The sequence below is a fragment of the Azospirillum thiophilum genome, assembly GCF_001305595.1.
Lineage (GTDB): Bacteria > Pseudomonadota > Alphaproteobacteria > Azospirillales > Azospirillaceae > Azospirillum > Azospirillum thiophilum.
Window position 1 is genome coordinate 365432 of the sequence record NZ_CP012404.1, and the last position, 20850, is coordinate 386281.

General features: G+C 68.3%; 18 protein-coding genes. 11 read left to right on the plus strand and 7 right to left on the minus strand.

Features of this window, described 5'->3' with window-relative positions:
* Window positions 1-71 precede the first annotated feature (71 nt).
* The 3 genes from AL072_RS24495 to AL072_RS24505 form a co-directional block, all read right to left on the minus strand.
* On the minus strand, window positions 72-437 hold the full coding sequence (locus AL072_RS24495; RefSeq protein WP_045583532.1) for a response regulator: 366 nt from the start codon (window positions 435-437) through the stop codon (window positions 72-74).
* A 76-nt stretch (window positions 438-513) separates the two neighbouring features.
* On the minus strand, window positions 514-1014 hold the full coding sequence (locus tag AL072_RS24500) for a chemotaxis protein CheW (RefSeq protein ID WP_045583531.1): 501 nt from the start codon (window positions 1012-1014) through the stop codon (window positions 514-516).
* Window positions 1011-3809 carry a hybrid sensor histidine kinase/response regulator gene (locus AL072_RS24505; RefSeq protein WP_045583530.1) on the minus strand — a complete coding sequence of 933 codons (2799 nt, stop codon included), beginning with the start codon at window positions 3807-3809 and terminating at the stop codon, window positions 1011-1013. The genes AL072_RS24500 and AL072_RS24505 overlap by 4 nt, the downstream gene beginning before the upstream one ends.
* 203 nt (window positions 3810-4012) lie before the next feature.
* On the opposite strand from AL072_RS24505, the gene AL072_RS35255 reads away from it, so the two are divergent.
* Window positions 4013-4186, plus strand: coding sequence for a hypothetical protein (locus AL072_RS35255; protein ID WP_167543404.1), 174 nt, complete (start codon window positions 4013-4015; stop codon window positions 4184-4186).
* A 21-nt stretch (window positions 4187-4207) separates the two neighbouring features.
* Here AL072_RS35255 and AL072_RS24510 read toward each other — a convergent pair whose 3' ends face one another.
* Window positions 4208-4900 (minus strand): histidine phosphotransferase family protein, encoded by a 693-nt coding sequence (locus tag AL072_RS24510; RefSeq protein ID WP_045583529.1) that lies wholly within the window; start codon window positions 4898-4900, stop codon window positions 4208-4210.
* Window positions 4901-5024: 124 nt separating this feature from the next.
* Between AL072_RS24510 and AL072_RS24515 the strand changes: the two genes are divergently transcribed.
* The 10 genes from AL072_RS24515 to AL072_RS24555 all read left to right on the plus strand — a co-directional run bounded on the left by AL072_RS24515 (window position 5025) and on the right by AL072_RS24555 (window position 16785).
* Entirely contained in the window at window positions 5025-5204 is a 180-nt protein-coding gene (locus AL072_RS24515) for a DUF3553 domain-containing protein (RefSeq protein ID WP_045583528.1), read from the plus strand.
* A gap of 119 nt (window positions 5205-5323) precedes the next feature.
* Entirely contained in the window at window positions 5324-5446 is a 123-nt protein-coding gene (locus AL072_RS36040; protein ID WP_281178693.1) for a hypothetical protein, read from the plus strand.
* Between the two features lie 215 nt (window positions 5447-5661).
* Window positions 5662-7041 (plus strand): ABC transporter substrate-binding protein, encoded by a 1380-nt coding sequence (locus AL072_RS24520; RefSeq protein ID WP_045583527.1) that lies wholly within the window; start codon window positions 5662-5664, stop codon window positions 7039-7041.
* Entirely contained in the window at window positions 7038-9548 is a 2511-nt protein-coding gene (locus tag AL072_RS24525; protein WP_060721744.1) for an ATP-binding protein, read from the plus strand. Before AL072_RS24520 ends, AL072_RS24525 begins: the two co-directional genes overlap by 4 nt.
* A gap of 11 nt (window positions 9549-9559) precedes the next feature.
* On the plus strand, window positions 9560-10900 hold the full coding sequence (locus tag AL072_RS24530; protein ID WP_045583526.1) for a sigma-54-dependent transcriptional regulator: 1341 nt from the start codon (window positions 9560-9562) through the stop codon (window positions 10898-10900).
* Between the two features lie 334 nt (window positions 10901-11234).
* Window positions 11235-12602, plus strand: coding sequence for an ABC transporter substrate-binding protein (locus tag AL072_RS24535; RefSeq protein ID WP_045583525.1), 1368 nt, complete (start codon window positions 11235-11237; stop codon window positions 12600-12602).
* A gap of 75 nt (window positions 12603-12677) precedes the next feature.
* Entirely contained in the window at window positions 12678-14390 is a 1713-nt protein-coding gene (locus AL072_RS24540; RefSeq protein WP_045583524.1) for an ABC transporter permease, read from the plus strand.
* Window positions 14391-14416: 26 nt separating this feature from the next.
* Window positions 14417-15535 carry an ABC transporter ATP-binding protein gene (locus AL072_RS24545; RefSeq protein WP_045583940.1) on the plus strand — a complete coding sequence of 373 codons (1119 nt, stop codon included), beginning with the start codon at window positions 14417-14419 and terminating at the stop codon, window positions 15533-15535.
* A 12-nt stretch (window positions 15536-15547) separates the two neighbouring features.
* Window positions 15548-16240, plus strand: coding sequence for a phosphoglycolate phosphatase (gene gph / locus AL072_RS24550; RefSeq protein WP_245636968.1), 693 nt, complete (start codon window positions 15548-15550; stop codon window positions 16238-16240).
* Complete coding sequence (locus tag AL072_RS24555; RefSeq protein WP_052710158.1) at window positions 16234-16785, plus strand: histidine phosphatase family protein; 552 nt, start codon at window positions 16234-16236, stop codon at window positions 16783-16785. Before gph ends, AL072_RS24555 begins: the two co-directional genes overlap by 7 nt.
* Here AL072_RS24555 and AL072_RS36350 read toward each other — a convergent pair.
* From AL072_RS36350 to AL072_RS24565, 3 genes are all read right to left on the minus strand, one after another.
* Window positions 16717-17145 carry a GNAT family N-acetyltransferase gene (locus AL072_RS36350; protein ID WP_158511098.1) on the minus strand — a complete coding sequence of 143 codons (429 nt, stop codon included), beginning with the start codon at window positions 17143-17145 and terminating at the stop codon, window positions 16717-16719. The two genes, AL072_RS24555 and AL072_RS36350, sit on opposite strands and share 69 nt — an antisense overlap.
* 148 nt (window positions 17146-17293) lie before the next feature.
* Window positions 17294-19741 carry a hypothetical protein gene (locus AL072_RS24560; protein ID WP_144428370.1) on the minus strand — a complete coding sequence of 816 codons (2448 nt, stop codon included), beginning with the start codon at window positions 19739-19741 and terminating at the stop codon, window positions 17294-17296.
* Window positions 19738-20844 (minus strand): hypothetical protein, encoded by a 1107-nt coding sequence (locus AL072_RS24565; protein ID WP_045583521.1) that lies wholly within the window; start codon window positions 20842-20844, stop codon window positions 19738-19740. The genes AL072_RS24560 and AL072_RS24565 overlap by 4 nt, the downstream gene beginning before the upstream one ends.
* Window positions 20845-20850: the final 6 nt, after the last annotated feature.

Genomic DNA, 20850 nt, shown 5'->3' on the forward strand with positions numbered 1-20850 from the left:
CGCTGTTTCTCCATCGTCCCGGCCGGGCTGCGTTTCCCGGGCCGGTCCCCGGCCTTGCGGCCGCACCATCTTCACAGCAGGCCGACCTGCGCGAACTTGGTCTGGATGATGTCGCTGTCGAAGGGCTTCATGATGTATTCGTTCGCCCCGGCGGACAGCGCTTCCTGAATATGGGCGAGGTCGTTCTCGGTCGTGCAGAAGACGACCTTGGGCTGTTCGCCCCCGCTCATCTTGCGCAGTCGGCGCAGGAACTCGATCCCCGTCATCACCGGCATGTTCCAGTCCAGCAGGATCGCGTCGGGCATCTGCGCCGCGCAGGCTTCCATCGCCTGTTTGCCGTCCTCCGCCTCGCTGCAGGCGAAGTTCAGCTCTTCCAGGATCTTGCGCGCGACCTTGCGGACCACGCGGCTGTCGTCGACCACCAGACAGGATTTCATTGCGGCAGGGCCTCAGGTCATCAATTCGTCGGCGAAGCCGGCCGGGGCACGGGGCGCCCGAAGGCGCCGCGAGCCGTCAGGCCGTCTCGATGGTCGTGAAGTTGAGCAGACGCGGCACGTCCAGCACAACCATCAACTGGCCGTTCAGCCGGTAAATTCCGGTGGAGACCTCGCGCCAGCGCGGATCCAGCGTCGCCGGGTTCCGCTCGAAGTCCTCCTTGGTGAGGCTCAGCACCTCGCCGACGGAATCGACCATCAGGCTGTACAGCTCACCGCGCAGGTCGACGACGATCGACATGCCCGGCTTGTCCTTGGGCCGGCCGGTCAGGCCGAGCCGCAGGCGGACGTCGATGGCGGTGACGATGCGGCCGCGCAGGTTCAGCGATCCGGCGACCTCGGGCGGGGCCAGCGGGATGCGGGTGATCCGCTGATGGCCCAGCACGTCCTGCACCTGAAGGACCGGGATGCCGAACATCTGGTCGGCGATCGTCATGGTCACAAAGTCCTGGTTGCCGGAGACGGCGAGGTCGTCGCCCTTCGACTTGCGGACGGTGGACGGCAGCTTGGCGTTGCTCATGCGGCACCTTTCTGTTCGGTCAGCGTCTGCTGCAGCGCGAAGAGCAGCGCGTCACGGTCGAACTTGGCGACATAGTCGTTGAAGCCGGCGATGCGGCCGCGGTCGAGGTCGCGGGCGCTGGCGTGGCTGGACAGCGCCACCATCGGCACGCGCTGCCAGCGGCTGCCGTGGCGCACCGCCTCGGCGAAGTCGAAGCCGCTCATGCCCGGCATCTCGATGTCGGAGACGATGACGTCGAAGTCCTCGCCTGCCTCGCAGAGCGCCAGCGCGTCGCCGGCATTCTCCACCGCCGTCACGTCGTAGCCGGCGACCGACAGCAGCGGCGTCAGCAGGTTGCGGAAGAAGGGGCTGTCGTCGACCAGCAGCACGCGCTGCAGCTTCTCCTCCTCGAACCCGTCCTGGGTGGAGGAGCCGAACCAGTCCTTATAGGCCTGGGTCAGGAAGAAGCCGGCGTCGATGACCTCGGTCGCCTTGCCGGCGATGATGGCCGAGCCCATCAGGCCGGGACGCTCCGCCGCCAGCTGGACGTTCAGCTTCTCCTCCACGATGTCGACGATCTCGTCGACGATCAGGCCCATCGAGCGGTCGCCGTCGGCGAACACCAGCACCGGCTGGCGGCCTTCGCGGCCCAGCATGAAGTTCGGGTCGATGGGAACCAACGGCATCAGCTTGCCGCGGTACTGGACCACCGGCAGGCCGTTGGACAGCTCGACCGTCGCCAGGTCGACGTCCTCCAGGCGGGCGACCAGCGACAGCGGGACCGCCTTGGGCGCCCCCTCGCCGGCGCGGAACAGCAGCAGCGCCATCTTGTCCTCCTGGCGCTGGGTCTGGACCGCGGTGGCCTCCTTGCCGGCGGCCTCGCCCATCGCCATCTCGCCGGTGGCCGACGCGATGCCGTTGGGGTCGAGGATCATGATGACCGAGCCGTCGCCCAGGATGGTGTTGCCCGAGAACATCTCGATGTGGCGCAGGATCGGCGCCACCGGCTTCACCACGATTTCCTCGGTGTCGAACACGCGGTCGACCATGATGCCGAAGGTGTAGGTGCCGACCTGGGTGACGACGATGAAGGTCTCGTCCTCGGTCTTCTTGGCACCCTCGCTGTCGTCCAGCCGCAGCAGCTCCTGCAGCGACACCAGCGGCAGCAGGCGGTTGCGCAGGCGCAGCACCGGGGTGCCCTTCAGCCGCTCGATGGTGTGCTCGCTGTCGGCGGCGGCGCGCACCAGCTCGACCACGCTGATCTGCGGGATGGCGAAGCGTTCGCCGGCGCATTCGACGATCAGGGCGGAGACGATGGCCAGCGTCAGCGGGATCTTGATGACGAAGGTCGACCCCTTGCCCTGGACCGACTTGATCTCGATCGTGCCGCCGATCTTCTCGATGTTGGTCTTCACCACGTCCATGCCGACGCCGCGGCCCGACACGTTGGTGACCTTGGCGGCGGTCGAGAAGCCCGGCTTCATGATGAACTGGATGATCTGCTGGTCGGTCATCGAGGCCAGCTCGATCTCCGACGCCATCCCGTTCTGGATCGCCTTCTGCTTGATCCGGTCGATAGCCAGGCCTTTGCCGTCGTCCTGGATCTCGATGATGATGTGACCGCCTTCGTGATAGGCGTTCAGGGTGACGCGGCCGGTTTCCGACTTGCCGGCCTTCAGGCGCTCCGCCGGGATCTCCAGCCCATGGTCGGCGCTGTTGCGCACCATGTGGGTCAGCGGATCCTTGATCAGCTCCAGCACCTGGCGGTCCAGCTCGGTGTCGGCGCCGAGCATCTGGAGATCGATCTTCTTGTTCAGCTCGTGCGCCAGATCGCGCACCAGGCGCGGCAGCTTGGCCCAGGCGTTGCCGATCGGCTGCATGCGCGTCTTCATGACGCCTTCCTGCAGCTCCGACGTCACATGGTTGAGGCGTTGCAGCGGCGCCGCGAACTCGCTCTCCTTCTGCGACCGCAGGATCTGCAGCAGCTGGTTGCGGGTCAGCACCAGCTCCGACACCATGGTCATCAGGTTTTCGAGCAGGTCGACGTTGACGCGGATGGTCTGGGCGGCGACCGCCGATTCCTTGGTCGCGGCCTCGGCCCCGGCATCGGCGCCGCCGGCATTGCCGCCGGCCTGACCGCCCGCCATCGGGGCGACCGGGGCCGGCATCTTGGCGGCGACCGGTTCGGCGTCGGGCACGACGAGATCCTGCGACGGAGCGGGCGACGGGGCCGGCTCGTCCGCCGGCTCGGGCGCGCGGGTGGCGACGGCCGTGCCGGACGCCGGAGTCGCGGCCGGGGCGTCGTTCGGGCCGGGCGTGGAGTTCCACAGCGCTTCCAGCTCGTCCAGGGTCACCGGACGGGAGTCCGACGCGGCGGCGACCGCGGGAGCGGTAGGCGGCGGCGGCGGGGCCGCGGCGGGCGGAGCGGGGGCGCCCAACTTGCCTTCGGCGCACAGGTTCAGCCGCTCGATCAGCGGAATATCGTCGCCCGGCGGTTCCGCCTCGGTCGCTTCCAGCACCGCCAGCAGGCTCTTGATGGTGTCCAGAGCCTGCAGGATCAGCGACACCGCTTCCGGATTGATCGTCAGCTCACCGTCGCGGAACTTGCCCAGCACGTTCTCCGACGCGTGCGCCACCTTTTCCAGGCGGGGCAGGCCGAGGAAGCCGCAGGTTCCCTTGATGGTGTGGACGAGCCGGAAGATGTTCGACAGCAGCTCCGGATTGTTGGGATTCTGCTCCAACCGCACCAACTCGACGTCGAGCACCGAGAGGTTTTCGTTGGTCTCCGTCAGAAATTCGGACAGCAGATCATCCATGTCGCATTCCCCAGGCCCAATGTTTATGGTCCGCACCGGCCTGCGGCTCGAACGGGCGGCTTCGAAGGCCGCCGGTTGCGCTCCAGTCCAGGTAGGGCGGGAGCCTGTCAAACACTGATTAAGAGAACCTTACCTCTTCCGATAGGGATAATGCGCGGACAGGCCGCCGGAAGGTGGAAAGACCCATTGTCACAGGAGGACCGATGACCGACGACGAACTCGCCCGGACCGTGCGCGACGCGGTGGAGCGCCTCAACACCGTGCTGGCGGAGGCCGCAAGGCGGAATCTGGCGGTGACCCTGCGCACGACCGCCCACCAGACCACCGGCGGGGTGGAGCAGGTCGTGGTGGAGACGCGGATCTACAAGCAGCTGTAAGGAAGCAGCCGCAAGACCGGCTCACCATTCCGCGGTGAGGACCAGCCGCTCGCTGCTCTCGGTGGCGACGGCGATGCGGAAGCCGTCGCTTTCGGCCAGCCGGCCGGTGAGATAGGCGTGGATGGTGCGGGGGCCCAGCGCCTCGGGGCCGGCCGTGCCGGCCAGCGCCGCCGCGGCCTCCGGGTTCAGCGTACCGGGGCGGCCGGCGGCGGTCACCGTCACGCGGCCCTGCTCCTCCCCGCCCTCGGCGGCGACGGAGACGAGGCCGCCATGGGTCAGCGCCTCGTCGGCCAGCAGGATCAGGTTCAGCAGCAGCTTCACCACGCCGCGGCGCTGGGCGGTCATGTCGTGCGGCACGCGCTCCGGCCAGTCGAGCCGGGTACGGCTGCCCTCGACATAGCCGGTGGCGGCGGCGCGGGCGTCGCCGAACCCCTTCTGGTCGCGTCCGCCAAGGCCGTAGGCCAGCCGGAACACCCGCAGCCGGCGGTCGGCCTGGCCGGAGGAATGGTCGATCAGCTTCACCGCCTCGCCCAGGAAGCCGCCGATGGCCGCGGCACCGCCATCGCCGTCCTCGTCCTCCTGCATCTCCTCGATCAGTTCCAGGCCGTTGCGGATGGCGCCGACCGGGCTGACCAGATCGTGGCAGAGCTTGGACGCCAGCAGTTCCAGGACGCGGATGTCGACGCTGACGGGATGGGCGGGCGTATCGGTCACGAGACGGTCTCCGGGGAAAAAGGAACGGCGACGGCGCGGTGCCGACGATTCTATACTGTCCGGGCGGCGCCGCACAGGCGGTCGCGTTTCCTATGTAAAACGGCATGAAGGGTGGGGCTGCCGCATGGACGATTCGCTGGTGCCGGGCGCCTGGGTGCGCCACCCGACCCGGCCCGACTGGGGCCTGGGTCAGGTGCAGTCGGCGATCCGCAACCGCATCACCGTGAATTTCGAGCATGCGGGCAAGGTGCTGATCGATTCCGACGTGATCTCGCTGACGGTGGTCGACCCGGACGCGATCTGAAGGGGTCGCGCCGGCTGCGGGAAAGCGCGGATTGCGCCGGCGCCGCCGCTTTGCTCTTATGGGCCATCGATTGGCATGCCGACCGGGATTTCGGTCGGATAAGGTTCGGGAGGGACAGGATGAAGGCCATGATTCTGGGCTTCGCCGCCGCGGCGGTGATCGCGCTCGGCACAGCCGTGGCGCTGAACGCCGTCGGCCATTCGACCGCCGAGCGGTTCTCCAGCCCCGCCGTGCGTCTCTGAGCAGGGAGTCCGCGGGTCCGAAGCAGGCTTCGACAGCAGTCTGTCCATAGTCTCTGGACAGCCGGCGCCAAGTGTGGGGAGTTTGTCCGCTCGGGAATCGCTGTCGGCGGGATGGCATGGGCGGGCGATGGGGCGGGCGATGGGGCGGGCGAGGGAGCGCTGTTGCGGGCTTGGGGTCGAGCATCCGGCCTAGCTGCGGATGGCTGCTTGGGGTGATGGTTGTTGCGGCGGTGCTGCTGCCGTCCGTGCCGGCATCCGCCGACCAGGAAACGCCCGCGGCCGTCACCGTCCTCACCTCCTTTCCGGCCAGCTTCTTTGAGCCGGTGCGGGAGGCGTTCGAACAGGCGCATCCCGGCCGGCGCCTCCGCGTCGTCAACACCAAGACCACAGCAGCCATCACCCGGCTGCAGGACCGTACGGGGGAGGATGTCGACGTCTTCTGGGCGTCCGCTCCGGATGCCTTCGAGGTGCTGAAGGCGGCGGGGCTGCTGGCGCCCGTCGCATCGCGGCCGACCGGCGCTCCGGCGACTGTCGGCAACCAGCCGGTCGACGATCCGGACGGCACCTATCTCGGCTTCGCGCTGTCCGGCTACGGGCTGGTCTGGGATCAGCCCTATCTCGACCGCCATGGGCTGGCCGCCCCGCGCGGCTGGGGGGATCTGCGCCGGCCCGGCTATGCCCGCCACCTGGGCATCACGGCGCCGTCGCGGTCCGGCACCATGCATCTGATGGTGGAGACGGTGTTGCAGCTCCATGGCTGGGAGCGCGGCTGGGCGACGTGGCTGGAAATCGCCGGCAACCTCGCCACGGTGACGGCGCGCAGCTATGGCGTGGTGGAGGGGGTCGCCAAGGGCCGCTTCGGCATCGGGCTGGCCATCGACTTCCTGGGGCAAGGGGCGGGGCAAGGGGCGGGCGAGGGCACGGCACCGGGCGGAAAGCCGCCGGATGCCGGCGGCCTGCGCTTCGCCTATCCGGCCGACAGCGTGTTCCTGCCGGCCAGCGTGGCGATCCTGCGCGACGCCCCCGACCCGGCGGGGGCCGAGGTCTTCGTCGATTATCTGCTGTCGCCGGCCGGGCAGGCGCTGATGCTGCGTCCCGACATCGGACGCCTGCCGGTGAGGCCCGACGCCTACGCCGCTGCCCCCGCCGGCTACCCCAACCCCTACCGGCGGGAAACCGGCGACGACCGCTTCCTCTTCGACCGCGCCCTGTCCAGCCGCCGCTACGAGCTGGTCAACCTGCTGTTCGACGAGTTGATCACCTTCCGGGTGAAGACCCTCAACCGCGTCTGGCAGTTGATCCACGAAGGGGAGAACCGGCTGGCCGCCATTCCCGACCCGGTGGCGCGCGACCTGCTGCATGCCGCCCGCGCGTCCGCCACCGCGGTTCCGGTCGGCGCCGCCCAGGCCGTCGACCCGGCCTTCTCCGCGGCGCTGCGGCGGCCGGCGCGCGGCATGCCGGTCTCGGCCCGACAGGAGGAGCTGGAGGCCGAATGGCGAGCCTTCTCCAAGGCCCGGCTGGACGCGGCGCTGTCGGCGGCCGAACGCGCGCTGGTGATCCTGCGCGTGGCGGCCGGCGAGGGGGTCTGGCCATGAGCGCTCCGGTGGCGCCGGCCGTGCCGGAGGGTGGAGCGGTGCGCTTCGGCATCCGGGTCCGCCTGTTCCTCGCCTTCGTCGCGGTGGCGGTGCTGTCGGTGGTGGCCTGCGCGCTCGGCTGGCTGTCCTACGACCGGCTGGGCGGCACACTGGACGAGTTCGCGGAAAGCCACCTGCCGGCGCTCGGGCTCGCCGCCCGGCTGGCGGAGGAGGGTGGCGCGATCATCGCCACCGCCCCAATCCTGGCCGGCAGCCGGACCGAGGCCGAGATGGATGCGATCCGCGACGCGCTCAGCCGCCGCCTGACCGCGCTGCGGGCGCTGACGGACGCGATCGAGGGCGGCGCTCCCGGCCTGCGCCCGGTGGTGGACGCGCTCGGCCGTAACCTGTCGGAGCTGGACGGCACGGTGCGCCACCGGCTGGCGCTCGCCCGCCGCAACCAGGAGGCCATCGAGCGGCTGCGTTGGCTGCACGCCGACTTCCTCGACGAGATCGACCCGCTGGTGGCCGACGCGCGTTTCAACATCCAGAGCGCGCTGGCGTCGGTCGAGGGCGGGAAGCCGTCCGTCGGCGCCGTCCGCACCCTGCGCGAGGAGAACCGGCGCAGCGAGGCGGTGCTGCAGATCGGCGCCAACGGCAACCTCGCGGTCGGGCTGATCGCGCGGGCGGCGACGCTCGCCACCCCCGAGCTGCTGGACGACAACGCCGGATTCCTCGACGAGACCGCCGACCGGCTGCAACGCGACCTCGCGGCGCTGGCCGACTGGGCGGACGGCGTGTCGCTGGGGCAGTTGGTGACCCGGCTTCTCGACCTCGCGCGCGGGGCCGACGGCAGCGTGCCGGCGCTGCGCCGCGAGGAGCTGGACACCGCCGCCCGCGGGCAGGCCCTGCTGGCCGAGAACCGCGACATCGTGGCGCGGCTGAACGGGCTGATCGTCCGGCAGGTCCAGGCGGTGGAGAGCGATTCCCGCGCTGCCGCGGCGCGCTCCGCCCAGGCCATCGCCTTCGGCCGCTCGGCATTGCTGGCGAGCGCGGCGGTCAGCCTGCTGGTGGCGGTGCTGGTGGCGTGGCTCTACGTCAACCGCAACCTGATCTCCCGCCTGACCCGGCTGGGCGACGCGGCCCGCGCCATCGCCGCCGGGGATCTCAAGGCCGACATTCCGCTGGGCGGGCGCGACGAGCTGTCGGAGATGGCGGCGGCGTTGCTGGTCTTCCGCGACACCGCTATCGCGGTGGAGGAGGCGAACGCCCAGGCGATCATCGACAACGCACAGGCCGGGCTGGCGATCACCGACGGCGAAGGCGTGATCGAGTTCGTCAACCCGCTCGCCGCCGCCCTGATCGCGCCGCCGCCCGCCGGCCGGGCCGGGGGGGAGGGCGGCGCGGCCCGTCTTGCCGCCCGCCTCGCCGACCGGCTGGACGCGGAGGGTGCGGCCCGCGTCGCGGCCTTCTTCGCCGTCCAGGCGCCCATCCAGATGTCCGCCGGCTCCGAAGGCGCCACGCCCGCCCTGTCCATCCTGGCCAGCGGGCGGCGCCCGGACGGCGGGGCGGTGCCGGTGCAGGTCGGCGTCCGCCCCTTCTGGCACCGGCAGCAGCAGCGCTTCATCGTCACGCTGACCGATATGACCGAGCGCCTGGAAGCCGAGCACATCCTGGAACGCACGGTTCGGGAGCGCACCACCGACCTCCGGACCACCAACGACCGGCTGGAGCGGGCCATCGCCGAGCACCAGCGCACCGAACGCGAGCTGCGCGAGGCGCAGGCCGAACTGGTGCAGGCCGGCAAGCTGGCGGCGCTCGGCCAGCTCGCCGCCGGTGTCGGGCACGAGCTGAACCAGCCGCTCGCCGCCATCCGCTCCTATGCCCACAACGGCCGCAAGCTGATCGGGCTGGGCCGGGTGGAGGAGGCGGACGGCAATCTGGGCAAGATCGCCGACCTGACGGCCCGCATGGCCAACATCACCAACCACCTGAAGCGCTTCGCGCGGCGCCCCGACAGCCGGCTGGGCGCGGTGGAGCTGGGCCCGGTGATCCAGGGGGCGCTCTCCCTGTTCGGCAACCGCCTGCGCGAGGAGGCGGTCGCGGTCGAGCTGGCGCTGCGCGATTCCGATCCCGATTCCGGCGGCCCCCTGCGGGTCCGCGCCGAGGAGGTGCGGTTGGAGCAGGTGCTGGTCAACCTGTTGAGCAATGCGCTGGATGCCGTGGCCGGGGCGCCGGTCCGCCGCATCCTGATCCGTGTCGGGGTCGTGGAGACAGGGCAGGGGGCGGTGGAGGGGGAGGAGGCCGGCGCCGTCCGCATCGAGGTGCGCGACAGCGGTCCCGGCATCGCGGCCGAACCGGTCGGGCAGGTCTTCGATCCCTTCTTCACGACAAAGCCGGTGGGGACGGGGCTGGGGCTCGGCCTGTCGATCTCGTACAACATCGTCCGCGACTTCGGCGGCGTGCTGTCGGTGGCCGAGAGCGGCCCCGGCGGAACCGCCTTCGTCCTCACCCTGACCCGCGCCTGAAAGTCCCGCCCATGACCGTCCTGCTGATCGACGACGATGCGGAAGTGCTCGATTCCAGCCGCCAGACGCTGGAGCTGGAGGGCTTCGCGGTCCGGGCGGTGACGGATCCGGAGGCTGGGCTGGCCCGGCTCGGGCCCACTTGGCCCGGCGTGGTGGTGACCGACGTGCGCATGCCGGGGATGGACGGCTTCGCCCTGTTGGAGCGGGTGCGCGCCGTGGACGCGGAGGTGCCGGTGGTGCTGGTCACCGGGCACGGCGACATCGCCATGGCGATGCGCGCGGTCCGCGAGGGCGCCTACGACTTCATCGAGAAGCCGGCAGAACCCGACCATCTGGTCGAGGTGGTGCGGCGCGCGCTCGCCCATCGCGGGCTGGTGCTGGAGAACCGGCGTCTGCGGGCGCAGTTGGCGGAAGGCGGGGCGGAGGGGAGGATCATCGGGCGGTCCCCGGCGGTGGAGCGCCTGCGCGCCAGCGTGGCGACCCTCGCCGATGCCGAGGTCGACATCCTGCTGTTCGGCGAGACCGGCACCGGGAAGGAGCTGGTCGCGCGCAGCCTGCACGAGGGCGGGCGGCGGCGTGCCGGCAACTTCGTGGCGCTGAACTGCGGCGCCATGCCCGACACCATCATCGAGAGCGAGCTGTTCGGCCACGAGCCGGGCGCCTTCACCGGCGCGCAGGGACGGCGCATCGGCAAGCTGGAATATGCGGCCGGCGGCACCCTGTTCCTCGACGAGATCGAGAGCATGCCGATGCATCTCCAGGTCAAGCTGCTGCGCGTGCTGCAGGAGCGGGCGATCGAGCGCATCGGCGCCAACCGGACGATCCCGCTGGATTTGCGGGTGGTGGCGGCGACCAAGGTGGATCTGCTGCGGCTGGCGGCGGAGGGGAGGTTCCGCGAGGATCTCTATTACCGCCTCAACGTCGTCACCGTCCCCCTTCCCCCCTTGCGGGAGCGGCGCGAGGACGTGGCCCTGCTGTTCCGCCATTTCCTGGACGCCGCCGCCGCCCGGTCGCGCCGGACGGTCCCGCCACCCGACGCCGGCACGCTGGCCCGCCTCGCCGCCCATGGCTGGCCCGGCAACGTGCGCGAACTGCGCAACGTCGCCGAGCGGGTGGCGCTTGGGCTGGGCGACGGTCTCGCCCCCGCGGCCTGCATGGTCACGGCGACCGCGGAGATCGAGCCGCTGGCCGGCCAGATCGACCGCATCGAGAAGCAGCTGATCGAGGACGCACTCGCCCGCTGCGGCGGCCGGGTCGGCGAGACGGCGGAGCGGCTGGGGATCACCCGCAAGACCCTGTACCTGAAGATGCGCCACCACGGCCTGAGCCGGGACGATTTCACGGACGAGTGACCCCAGCGGTTGCCCCCACCCCAACCCTCCCCCGCTGGGCGGGGGAGGGAGCAAGTGCTGACTCGCAAGAGCGGCGGCAGTCCCTCCCCCGCGGGAGCGGGGGAGGTTAGGTGGGGGGCTAGCCTGGCAAAGAGGGGGTATCTGGAAGCTGAAAGCTTCTGGTTGTGGGAAGGCGTCGAACGCTGGTGTGTTCCCCGCGTTACCCGGCCGTCCCCGCCGATGTTCCCGTCCTGACCCATCGACGCCGCGCGAAGCCCGGCCGCACAAGGGCTGATCATCTGGCACACAGATTGCTGAAGGAGCGAGCATAAAACATCAGGGGAGGACAACACCCATGCTTCGCACCACGCGCACCGCCACGAGCACCCTGCGCAACGCCGCGGCCGCCCTGGCCGTCCTGCTGCTGTCCGGCACCGCCGCCTTCGCCCAGGACGTCAGCGGCAAGCTGGTCATCGTCACCTCCTTTCCCAAGGACATGACGACCGCCTTCCAGCAGGCCTTCCAGAAGGCCAACCCCAAGGTCACGGTCGAGATCCTGAACCGCAACACCAACGCGGGCGTGAAGTATCTCCAGGAAACCGCGTCGAACAACGGAACCGACCTGTTCTGGGCCTCGGCCCCCGACGCCTTCGAGGTGCTGAAGGGCGCCGGGCTCCTCCAGCCCTACAAGCCGCAGGTCAAGGGCATCCCGGACATCGTCGGCGCCTATCCGGTCAACGATCCGGGCGGCTTCTATTCCGGCTTCGCCGCCTCGGGTTACGGCATCATGTGGAACACCCGCTACATGAAGGCCAACGACCTGCCGGTTCCCAAGGAATGGGCCGACCTGACCAAGCCGGTCTATCACGACCACGTCGCGATCTCGGCCCCGTCGCGCTCCGGCACGACGCATCTGACCATCGAGACGATCCTCCAGGGCGAGGGCTGGGAGAAGGGCTGGCGCACCAACAAGGAGATGGCCGGCAATTACCGCACCATCACCGAGCGCAGCTTCGGCGTTCCGGACGGGGTGAACTCGGGCGCCTTCGGCATCGGCATCGTCATCGACTTCTTCGCCCTGTCGTCGCAGGCGTCGGGCTTCCCGGTGGAGTTCGCCTATCCCACCATCACCACCATCGTGCCGGCCAACGTCGGCGTGGTGAAGAACGCCCCCAACAAGGCCGCCGCCGAGGGCTTCGTCGATTTCCTGCTGTCGCCCAAGGGGCAGGAGGTCCTGCTGGATCCGGCGATCCGCCGCCTGCCGGTCAACCCGGTCACCTACGAGAAGGCGCCCGCCGGCTACCCCAACCCGTTCAAGGACAGCTCGCTGGGCGCCCAGGTGAACTTCGACGTGAACGTCTCGCAGGCCCGCTACAATGTGGTGGACGCGCTGTTCGACCAGCTCATCACCTTCCAGCTCGACGAGTTGAAGGCAGCGACCCAGGCCATCCACAAGGCCGACGCGGCGCTGGCCAAGACGCCGAACGACAAGGCCAAGGCCCTGCTGGCCGAGGCGCGCGACCTTGTCGCCGCCATGCCGGTCACGGCGGAGCAGGCCGCCGACCCGCAGCTGGCCGGCGCCTTCACGGTGGAGCGCAAGTCGGCCAAGGACACGGTGCCGGAGCGCCAGGCGCAGGTCGAGCAGAAATGGGCCGCCTTCGCCAAGGAGAACTACGCCGCCGCCCGCAGGAAGGCCGACGAGGCGCTGGCCCTGGCGCGCTGACGCCGGTTGCTCCGGATTTCGGGGGGCGTCCTGCGGGCGTCCCCTCCATATCTCCCCCAGTCCACGGGCCTTTCCATGACGTCACTTGCGCTCACGCGCGACCGCATCGCGCGCGTGCGGCCGGGGCCGGCGCTGGCCGCGCTGCTGATCGCCGCCTTCCTGTTGCTGTTCCTGGTCGTTCCGGTGGTCCAGGTCATCTTCGTCGCCTTCCAGGACAAGACGACCGGTGCCTTCACCCTGGTGAACTTCGCCGACTTCTTCCGCAACGACCTGTTCATGCGGTCCTTCGCCAATTCGGTCTACGTCTCGGCGATGTCGGTGGTGGTGGCGAGCCTGCTGGCCCTGCCGCTCGCCTACCTGACCATGCGCTTCGAGTTCCGCGGCGCGGTGCTGATCCAGAGCCTGGGCATCATCCCGCTGATCATGCCGCCCTTCATCGGCGCGGTTGCGATGCAGCTGCTGTTCGGGCGCAACGGCTCGGTCAACCTGCTGCTGCGCGACCATTTCGGCTTTTCGATCCCCTTCATGGAGGGGCTGAACGGCGTCATCTTCGTCCAGAGCATCCATTACTTCCCCTTCATCCTGATCAACCTGTCGGCCAGCCTGAAGAACATCGACCGGGCGATGGAGGAATCGGCGCAGAATCTCGGTTGCCACGGCTTCCGGCTGTTCCGCCGCATCGTCTTCCCGCTGGCGATGCCGGGCTACGTCGCCGGCGCCTCGCTGGTCTTCATCAAGGTGTTCGACGACCTCGGCACGCCGCTGCTGCTGAACGTCAACGACATGCTGGCGCCCCAGGCCTACCTGCGCATTTCCTCGATCGGCATCGCCGACCCGATGGGCTACGTCATCTCGGTGGTGCTGATCGCCTGCTCGCTGCTGGCGCTGTGGGTCTCGGCGCTGGCGATGCGCGGCAAGGACTATGCGACGGTGCAGCGCGGCGGCGGCGGCCTGGCCAAGCGGCGCCTGAAGCCGCTGGAGATGGTGGCGGCCTACGGGGTGGTGCTGCTGATCCTGCTGCTGGTGCTGGCGCCGCATGTCGGGCTGGGTCTGCTGTCCTTCGCCACCATCTGGTCGTTCAGCCCGCTTCCCGACGCCGTCACGCTGAAGCACTACCACACCGTCTTCACCGAGAGCGGGCAGTACATCACCAACACCCTGCTCTACGCCTCGCTGGCGGCGCTGCTCGACGTGGTGATCGGCACGGCCATCGCCTATCTGGTGCTGCGCACCAAGCTGCCGGGCCGGCAATGGCTGGACTACATCGCGATGGCGGCGCTGGCGGTGCCGGGCGTCGTGCTGGGCATCGGCTACCTGCGCAGCTTCTACGGCGTGCCGATGCCCTTCACCGGCCAGCCTTTGTCGAACTTCTGGCTGATCCTGGTCTTCGCGCTGGCGATCCGCCGGCTGCCCTACGCGCTGCGCGCCTGCACCGCGGCCCTGCAGCAGGTCAGCTCCTCGCTGGAGGAGGCGGCCGAGAACCTGGGCGCCACCAAGCTGCGGACGGTCGGGCGCATCGTCGTGCCGCTGATGTCGGGCGGCATCCTGGCCGGCTTCGTCACCAGCTTCGCCACCGCGGCGGTCGAGCTGTCGGCGACCATCATGCTGGTGCATTCGCAGAGCGACGCGCCGCTGGCCTACGGCCTCTACGTCTACATGCAGTCGGCGGCCGGGCGCGGGCCGGGCGCGGCGCTGGGCATCTTCGCCGTCATCATCGTCGGGCTGGGCACCTACCTGTCGCACGTCGTCATCGAGCGCGGCCGACGCGACCGCGGCCAAGAGCACTGAAAATGTCCGCTGAGGGGATTCCCATCATGAACCACCAGTTTTCCCCGGCCGCGCTCGCCGCCCAACTCCAGAGCGTCGGCGTCGACATCGAGGGTGTCGACCTGTCCTACGGCAGCAACCATGTGCTCAAGGACGTGAACCTCGCCATCCGGCCCGGAGAATTCTTCGCCTTCCTCGGGCCGTCGGGCTGCGGCAAGACCACGCTCCTGCGGCTGATCGCCGGCTTCAACACCGCCCAGCGCGGCGAGGTCCGGATCGGCGGGCGCGACATCTCCACCCTGCCGCCGCACCGGCGCGACGTCGGCATGGTGTTCCAGAGCTATGCGCTGTGGCCGCACATGACCGTGCGCCGCAACGTCGCCTTCGGGCTGGAGGAGCGACGCGTTCCCCGCGCCGAGACCGAGCGCCGGGTGGACGCCGCGCTCGATCTGGTCGGGCTGAAGCATCTGGCCGACCGCCGGCCGTCGCAACTGTCGGGCGGCCAGCAGCAGCGCGTCGCGCTGGCCCGCACCATCGTGATCGAGCCGAAGGTGCTGCTGCTCGACGAGCCGCTGTCGAACCTCGACGCCAAGCTGCGCGTGCAGATGCGCCAGGAGCTGCTGAGCCTCCAGCGCAAGCTCGGCCTGACCACCATCTTCGTCACCCACGACCAGGAGGAGGCCAACACCATCTGCGACCGCATCGCGGTGATGGAGGACGGCAAGGTGCAGCAGGTCGGCACCCCGCAGGATCTCTACGACCACCCGGCCAACCTGTTCGTGGCCGGCTTCCTCGGCACCGCCAACGTGCTCGACGGTACCGTGCGGGGCGATGGCGGCGGGGGCAGCGTCTTCGTCGGCGACGGGGCCAGCCCGGTGGCGCTGCCGCCGGCGGTCGAGCCGGGCGCCGCCGGCAAGCTGATGTTCCGCCCGCAGAACCTGATCATCCGCCCGGACGGCGGGCCGCCGGCCCCCAGCCATGCCCGGCTCACGGGGACCATCCGGCACCGGGAGTTCCTCGGCGCCTCCATCCGCTACGCGGTGGATGTCGGCGGGCAACTGGTGCAGGTGGACGCGCCGCATCAGGCGGGCGATGCTCCGCTCGCCCCCGACGCCCCGATCGTCCTCGACCTCGCGGCCGACAAGGCCCGCTTCCTCCGCCAGTAAGGTGCCGCCACCGTGACCGATCCCGTGACCGCCGTGAACCGCCGCCCGATCCGCGCCGTCGCCTTCGACCTCGACGGCACGCTGGTGGACAGCGCCGCCGACCTGATGCACGCCTCCAACGCCCTGCTCGCCGAGCTGGGGCGGCCGCCGGTCGATCTGCCGGCTGTGCGCTCCTTCATCGGCGACGGCGCGCCCAAGCTGGTGGAGCGCGTGCTGGCCGCCAGCGGCGGAGTTCCGGCCCCGGAGGAGGAGGCCCGCTGCCTCCGGCGCTTCCTGGCGATCTACGAGGCCGATCCCAGCGCCCACAGCGCGCTCTATCCCGGCGTCGCCGAAACGCTGGGCAGACTGGCGGAGGCCGGGCTGCGGCTCGGCGTCTGCACCAACAAGCCGATGGCGGCGACGACGCGGCTGCTGGACGATCTCGGCATCGCCGGCCGCTTCGCCGCCGTGGTCGGCGGCGACAGCTACCCGACCCGCAAGCCCTCGCCGGAACCGGTGCTGGGATTGCTGGAACGGCTGGGGGTTCCGCCCGGCGAGGCCGCCTTCGTCGGCGACAACGAGCATGACGTGGCGGCATCCCGCGCCGCCGGGGTGGCGCTGGTGCTGATGGTGCCCTACGGCTACGCCCGCGTTCCGCTCGACGGCCTGCCGCATGACGGCATCCTCGGCGGCTTCGCCGACCTGCCGGGGCGGCTGTCATGCTGAGCGCCGTCATCTTCTGCCGCCATGGCGAGACGGAGAGCAACCTCGGCGGCTGGCTCGCCGGATCGCGCGACGTGTCGCTGACCGCACGGGGCCGGGTGCAGGCGCGGGAGGCCGCCGCGACGCTGGTCGCAGAGGGGCGGCAGGCGGGACGGCAGGCGGGGTGGGCGGTTCCGGTGATCTACAGCAGCCCGCAGCGCCGGGCGCTGGAGACGGCGGGCATCCTGGCCGGGGCGCTCGGCGTTCCGGTCGTGCCGGTGGCGGGTCTGGAGGAACGGCGCTGGGGCGATCTCGAAGGCGGCGCCATCCCGGCCGACCTGCTGCGGGAGGAGGTGCCGAACGGCGAAAGCCTGACCGGCTTCCGCGCCCGCGTCACGGCGGCGCTCGACGGGCTGCCGGCGCCCACGGACGGCGGCCCGCCGATGATCGTCGCGCATGCCGGAACCTGGCCGGTGCTTTGCCGGTGGATGGGCGTCGACTCAGCGCTGCTGTGGCCGCCCAACGCCTCGCCGGTCGTCCTGACGCGGGAGGTGGCGGCCAGCGGGTGAGAATCCCGCGCGTGGCCCGAACGGAACAGCACCTGCGGGGTCGGCGCGTCTCCATCGCAAGCGGAGCAGCGGGTAGGGCCTGCCATCGCCGTCGGTTTCCGAACGGCCGTACACCGCGAAGCGGAGGCATTCGTAGAAGCCCCGGCCGGCCTCGTTCCGCTCGTTCACGTCCACCGTGACCTCGTCCCGGCCCTGGCGGACATGGTCGACGAGCCTGCGGCCAAGTCCGCCGCCGCTGCTGCCGGCATGGACGAAGAGCGTGTCGATGTGGCCGCCGGAAGCCCCCAGGAAGCCATGCGGGACATCCCGCCCGTCCACGGCGACCAGAAGCTCGGCGGTCGGCAGATAGCAGGTCTCCACCAACTCGCGCCCTGGTCGTCATGCCAGATGATCTTCACCAGATCCCCGCGATGCCCGCGGAAGATGAGGAGACCGCCGGCGGTTCGGCCTGCCTCGCAGGCATTCAGCACATAACTTCTATAAACAAGCCTCATTCAAGAAATGGCGATCACTGGCCCGTCCGGCAGTCGGCGACCGTGAGGGTTCCGCCGCCTTCAGCGAACTGCTGCACCAGTTCAAGACAAACCCGATCACTGTCGATGAGAGGCGGGTCGATGTTGCCATTGAGCACTTTCTCGCAATGCGTGAAAACCAGTCGGCATTTGTCATCGCCACCTTGAAGCAGCCAATCTGCCGCCAGCTTCCACAATTCGGAAATATAATCCAGTTCCCCATGCATCACGCCATGGATCATCCCGAAAGAGTCGCGCGCTCGCGCCAGAGAGATGCTGTCCACCGGTTCACCGCAGATTTTGCCGAGCACCTGCACGCACATGGTGTTCACGACGATCTGTGTCGCAAGCTCGCGCTCTTCCGGCCGGGCATCGGACCGCATCAGAAACGACAAGTGTTGTTCCGCTTCCTTCAGCCGTTTTCTGGCCTCCGTCAGATATTCGCAGCGGAGGGCGGGCGCGAAGATATACCAATCGATAACCAGGGCGGCTTGTTCGGACAATGCCCGCGCTTGCAGGAATGCCCTTGCGGATATAGGAGCCTGCTTGGCTCGCAGATATAGATCCGCCAGTGATTTTCTTGCACGCCGCATCTGTTCTTCCGCTCCTTTGTCCAAGGTAAAGCGGTCGATCAGCGCGTCGAAATAGGTCAGTTCCATCTCCAGAGATTTGGATACAGAAGGTGGCTTTTTCGCTCGCCTTTGCGCCATCCGTATGTGATGGCGGGCCAATCCGAAGGCCCCGCCACCGGCGCTGAGAACAGCCATCAGGAAAATTCCCTCAGGAGTCAACTCTTCGCTAACCCGGCGGCCGATCTTTTCGAGAATCTCGCGGCGGTCCGCGTTGATCGCAGCCGAACCGGTCAGAAGCTGGACAAGGGTATAGTCCTTTCCCAAAAGATTGCTGAAATCACAGCAAATTTGGACCGGCATGCGCTGCGGCCTGTCCAGCTTCTCGATCCGCGAGATCGTTTCCCACAGCGACATGCGCAGATGTTCGCTGTCCAGAGCATCGACGCACCGGGACGTCCATTCCAGAATCGACGTCTTTGCATCTGCCTCATCGAGAATACTATGGAGCTTCCTCAGAATATCCGTGAATTCCTGCGAGAAATAGGCATGATTTCTCGCATTGATCAGATTGATCGCTTCCAGCCAATGGTGAGAACAGCGATCGATCTGCGTTTTCATGGTGGTGTCGTTGGCCGTTTGCTGCCGCCCTGCCTCCTGCTGCGCACGATCCCATTTGTTTTCAAGTCTGAAAATGGCGGTATCGGACGTTTCACGCCCAAAGATAAGGTCGATGGTCACGTCCAGCGCCTTGACGAGATTGTCGAAAATCCCGCCCGCTTCCGGATCGTCGCTCATGCTGCGCAAATTCAACACCGGTGAGAATTGCAAAGGACGGCGCAACACATAATGGTCGAGATCCTTATTTGAATTCTCACCGCTCCAAAACCAGCGTGCGTAGACACGATGCAGGTGATCGTCGCCGGTGACCAGAATCACTCTCCACGGCGGGTCGTCCGCGGATGGCGACAGACCCGCTTCGTTCAGCGCCATCACTCCAACCAGGGCCTTGGCGTCGCGAGAGGCGCGTTCCTCCAGCCGTTCTTTTCTTCTGATCTTGCTGCTCGCGTCGAGCCAGGCCGGCAAAGAGGTGTTCAACTCCCTGCGCAACCGCGATCGCCAGGAGCTTACTGAAGTGGAATCGGGCTCAATAACCGTTCGCGTGCCTTCGTTCAGTCCTTCCATGGACAGAAGCTGATTGTTTTCTACCAGCCGCAGCCAGCGCATGGCTTCGCGCACTGGTCCCAGGAACAGTTGACGCAAGGCGCCGGGCAGGGCATCGACCACTGAACGGATGGGATCCTCATGCCGCTCGAGTGCCTGGCGATGGGCGTCGTCGATCTTTTCCAGTGCGAAGTCGTCCAACTCCTTCAAGACCAGATCAGGAGTATTCTGTATCTTCAACTGGACCTGATGCAGCATCGTCTGTACATCCTCAAAATGCGAAGGAGCGATGCGCAGCGGTTCCCTCCAGTTGGAAACGCTTTTGCCACCGACGATGATTTCGCGATTGAGAAACAGATATTCGGCTGTGATGGTGGCGAACAGGGTAAGCGGACCGTTCCAGGTCTCCTCCGGCCAAGCGCCGTGCCGGTTGCGGACGACGCCGCCACCCTGCGCATCCGATACTTCGGCATCCTGCATGTCGGCCTGATTGAAAGGGTCGATGTAACGGAGTTCTGCTCCGGGAGCCATGAAAAGCCGAACCACGTCGGCGTCCACCATCGGCACGATGCGGGTTCCACCGCGGCGACGCTCCTCGTCGAAGCTGTTCCAGGCCGCAGCCTGACGCAGCTTGACGACCGCCTCGCAATAGCGGCTCAGAAGAGAGTGGGTATTGCTGCGTGAATGGGCGGAGGAATGATCCCGGTTCATTGCAAGTACCCTTTGATTGATGCCGCCCGCCCCGGAACGGGTATGGTGCCGGACGATGCAGGCGCTCCCATTGAGAGCTTGCGAGATTGCCAATTCGTTATGGAATCATTGAATTTATCCCGTATATCCTGACTGTCGCCGTGCGCGGTCTGCCGGCCCGGGCGCGGGTAGGACTCCGATGGGAAGCACTGTATCCATCCACACAGCTGGAAGAGGTGTTCATAGGCTTCCGGCCCCTCGGCACTTTCATCGAACACCAGACGCTCCGCACCGCGGATCAGGGCCAGCACCGTGCCCCGGCCCGTCACAGGATCCGGCAGTTCGATCAGTCTGAAAGGCGCGCCGCTCCTGCCGAAAAGCTGAGCCTTCAGCCACTCGCCGAGATGGCCGGCTCTGGCGAGATCGCTCAGCACGCGATCGAGCGGACCGGCGTTGGCTGCCAGCCGGCCGATCAACGGCCTCAGTGCAGTGCCGTCCGGATAGGCGCGCTCCAACTCCTCACCGACAAGGAGCAGCCCCTCCAGCCAAGTCAGGTGATTGGCCCGAACCATCTCCTCCAGCCAGCGCGGAACATAGTGGACGTTCCAGAAATTTGCCTGCATCCGCAGATCGCGAAAAAGCCGTTCTCCGGCCGGAAACTGCAACAGGCCAGCAACCGCATCGAACGCTTCCCTGGGCAGCGATGTCCCCTGACAGCGTGCCATCAATGCGGATGAACACAGCAGGCGGCGCAGGTAGGGAACATGGCTGTGGTGGGGAAGGCGGCGCAGCAGCTTGAGGAGTTCCGCCAGCACAAGCGGGGCATGCTCGGTTTCACCGTTCCAGGCTCCCAGCGCAAAGCCGGCGGCCTCCCGCAAATACTCGTTACCGGCGGGAAAGCCGCTTGCGTAGCGGATGAGTTGCGGGGCCAGACCTTCAAAGGAGTTGCTGTTGACGATCAGGGGCGCGAAGGCGACGTCGCGCGTTCCGATCGTGCTGCTGGGGTGGCAATACGCGTCCAGGCCGCGGCGCAGCCATGTCTCGTATCCGGCGACGCCATAAGGCGGAGAGGCATCCAGTTCATCCGGGGCGTTGCCGCTGCCTTTCGCAAGCTCTCTGCTCATGGTTCC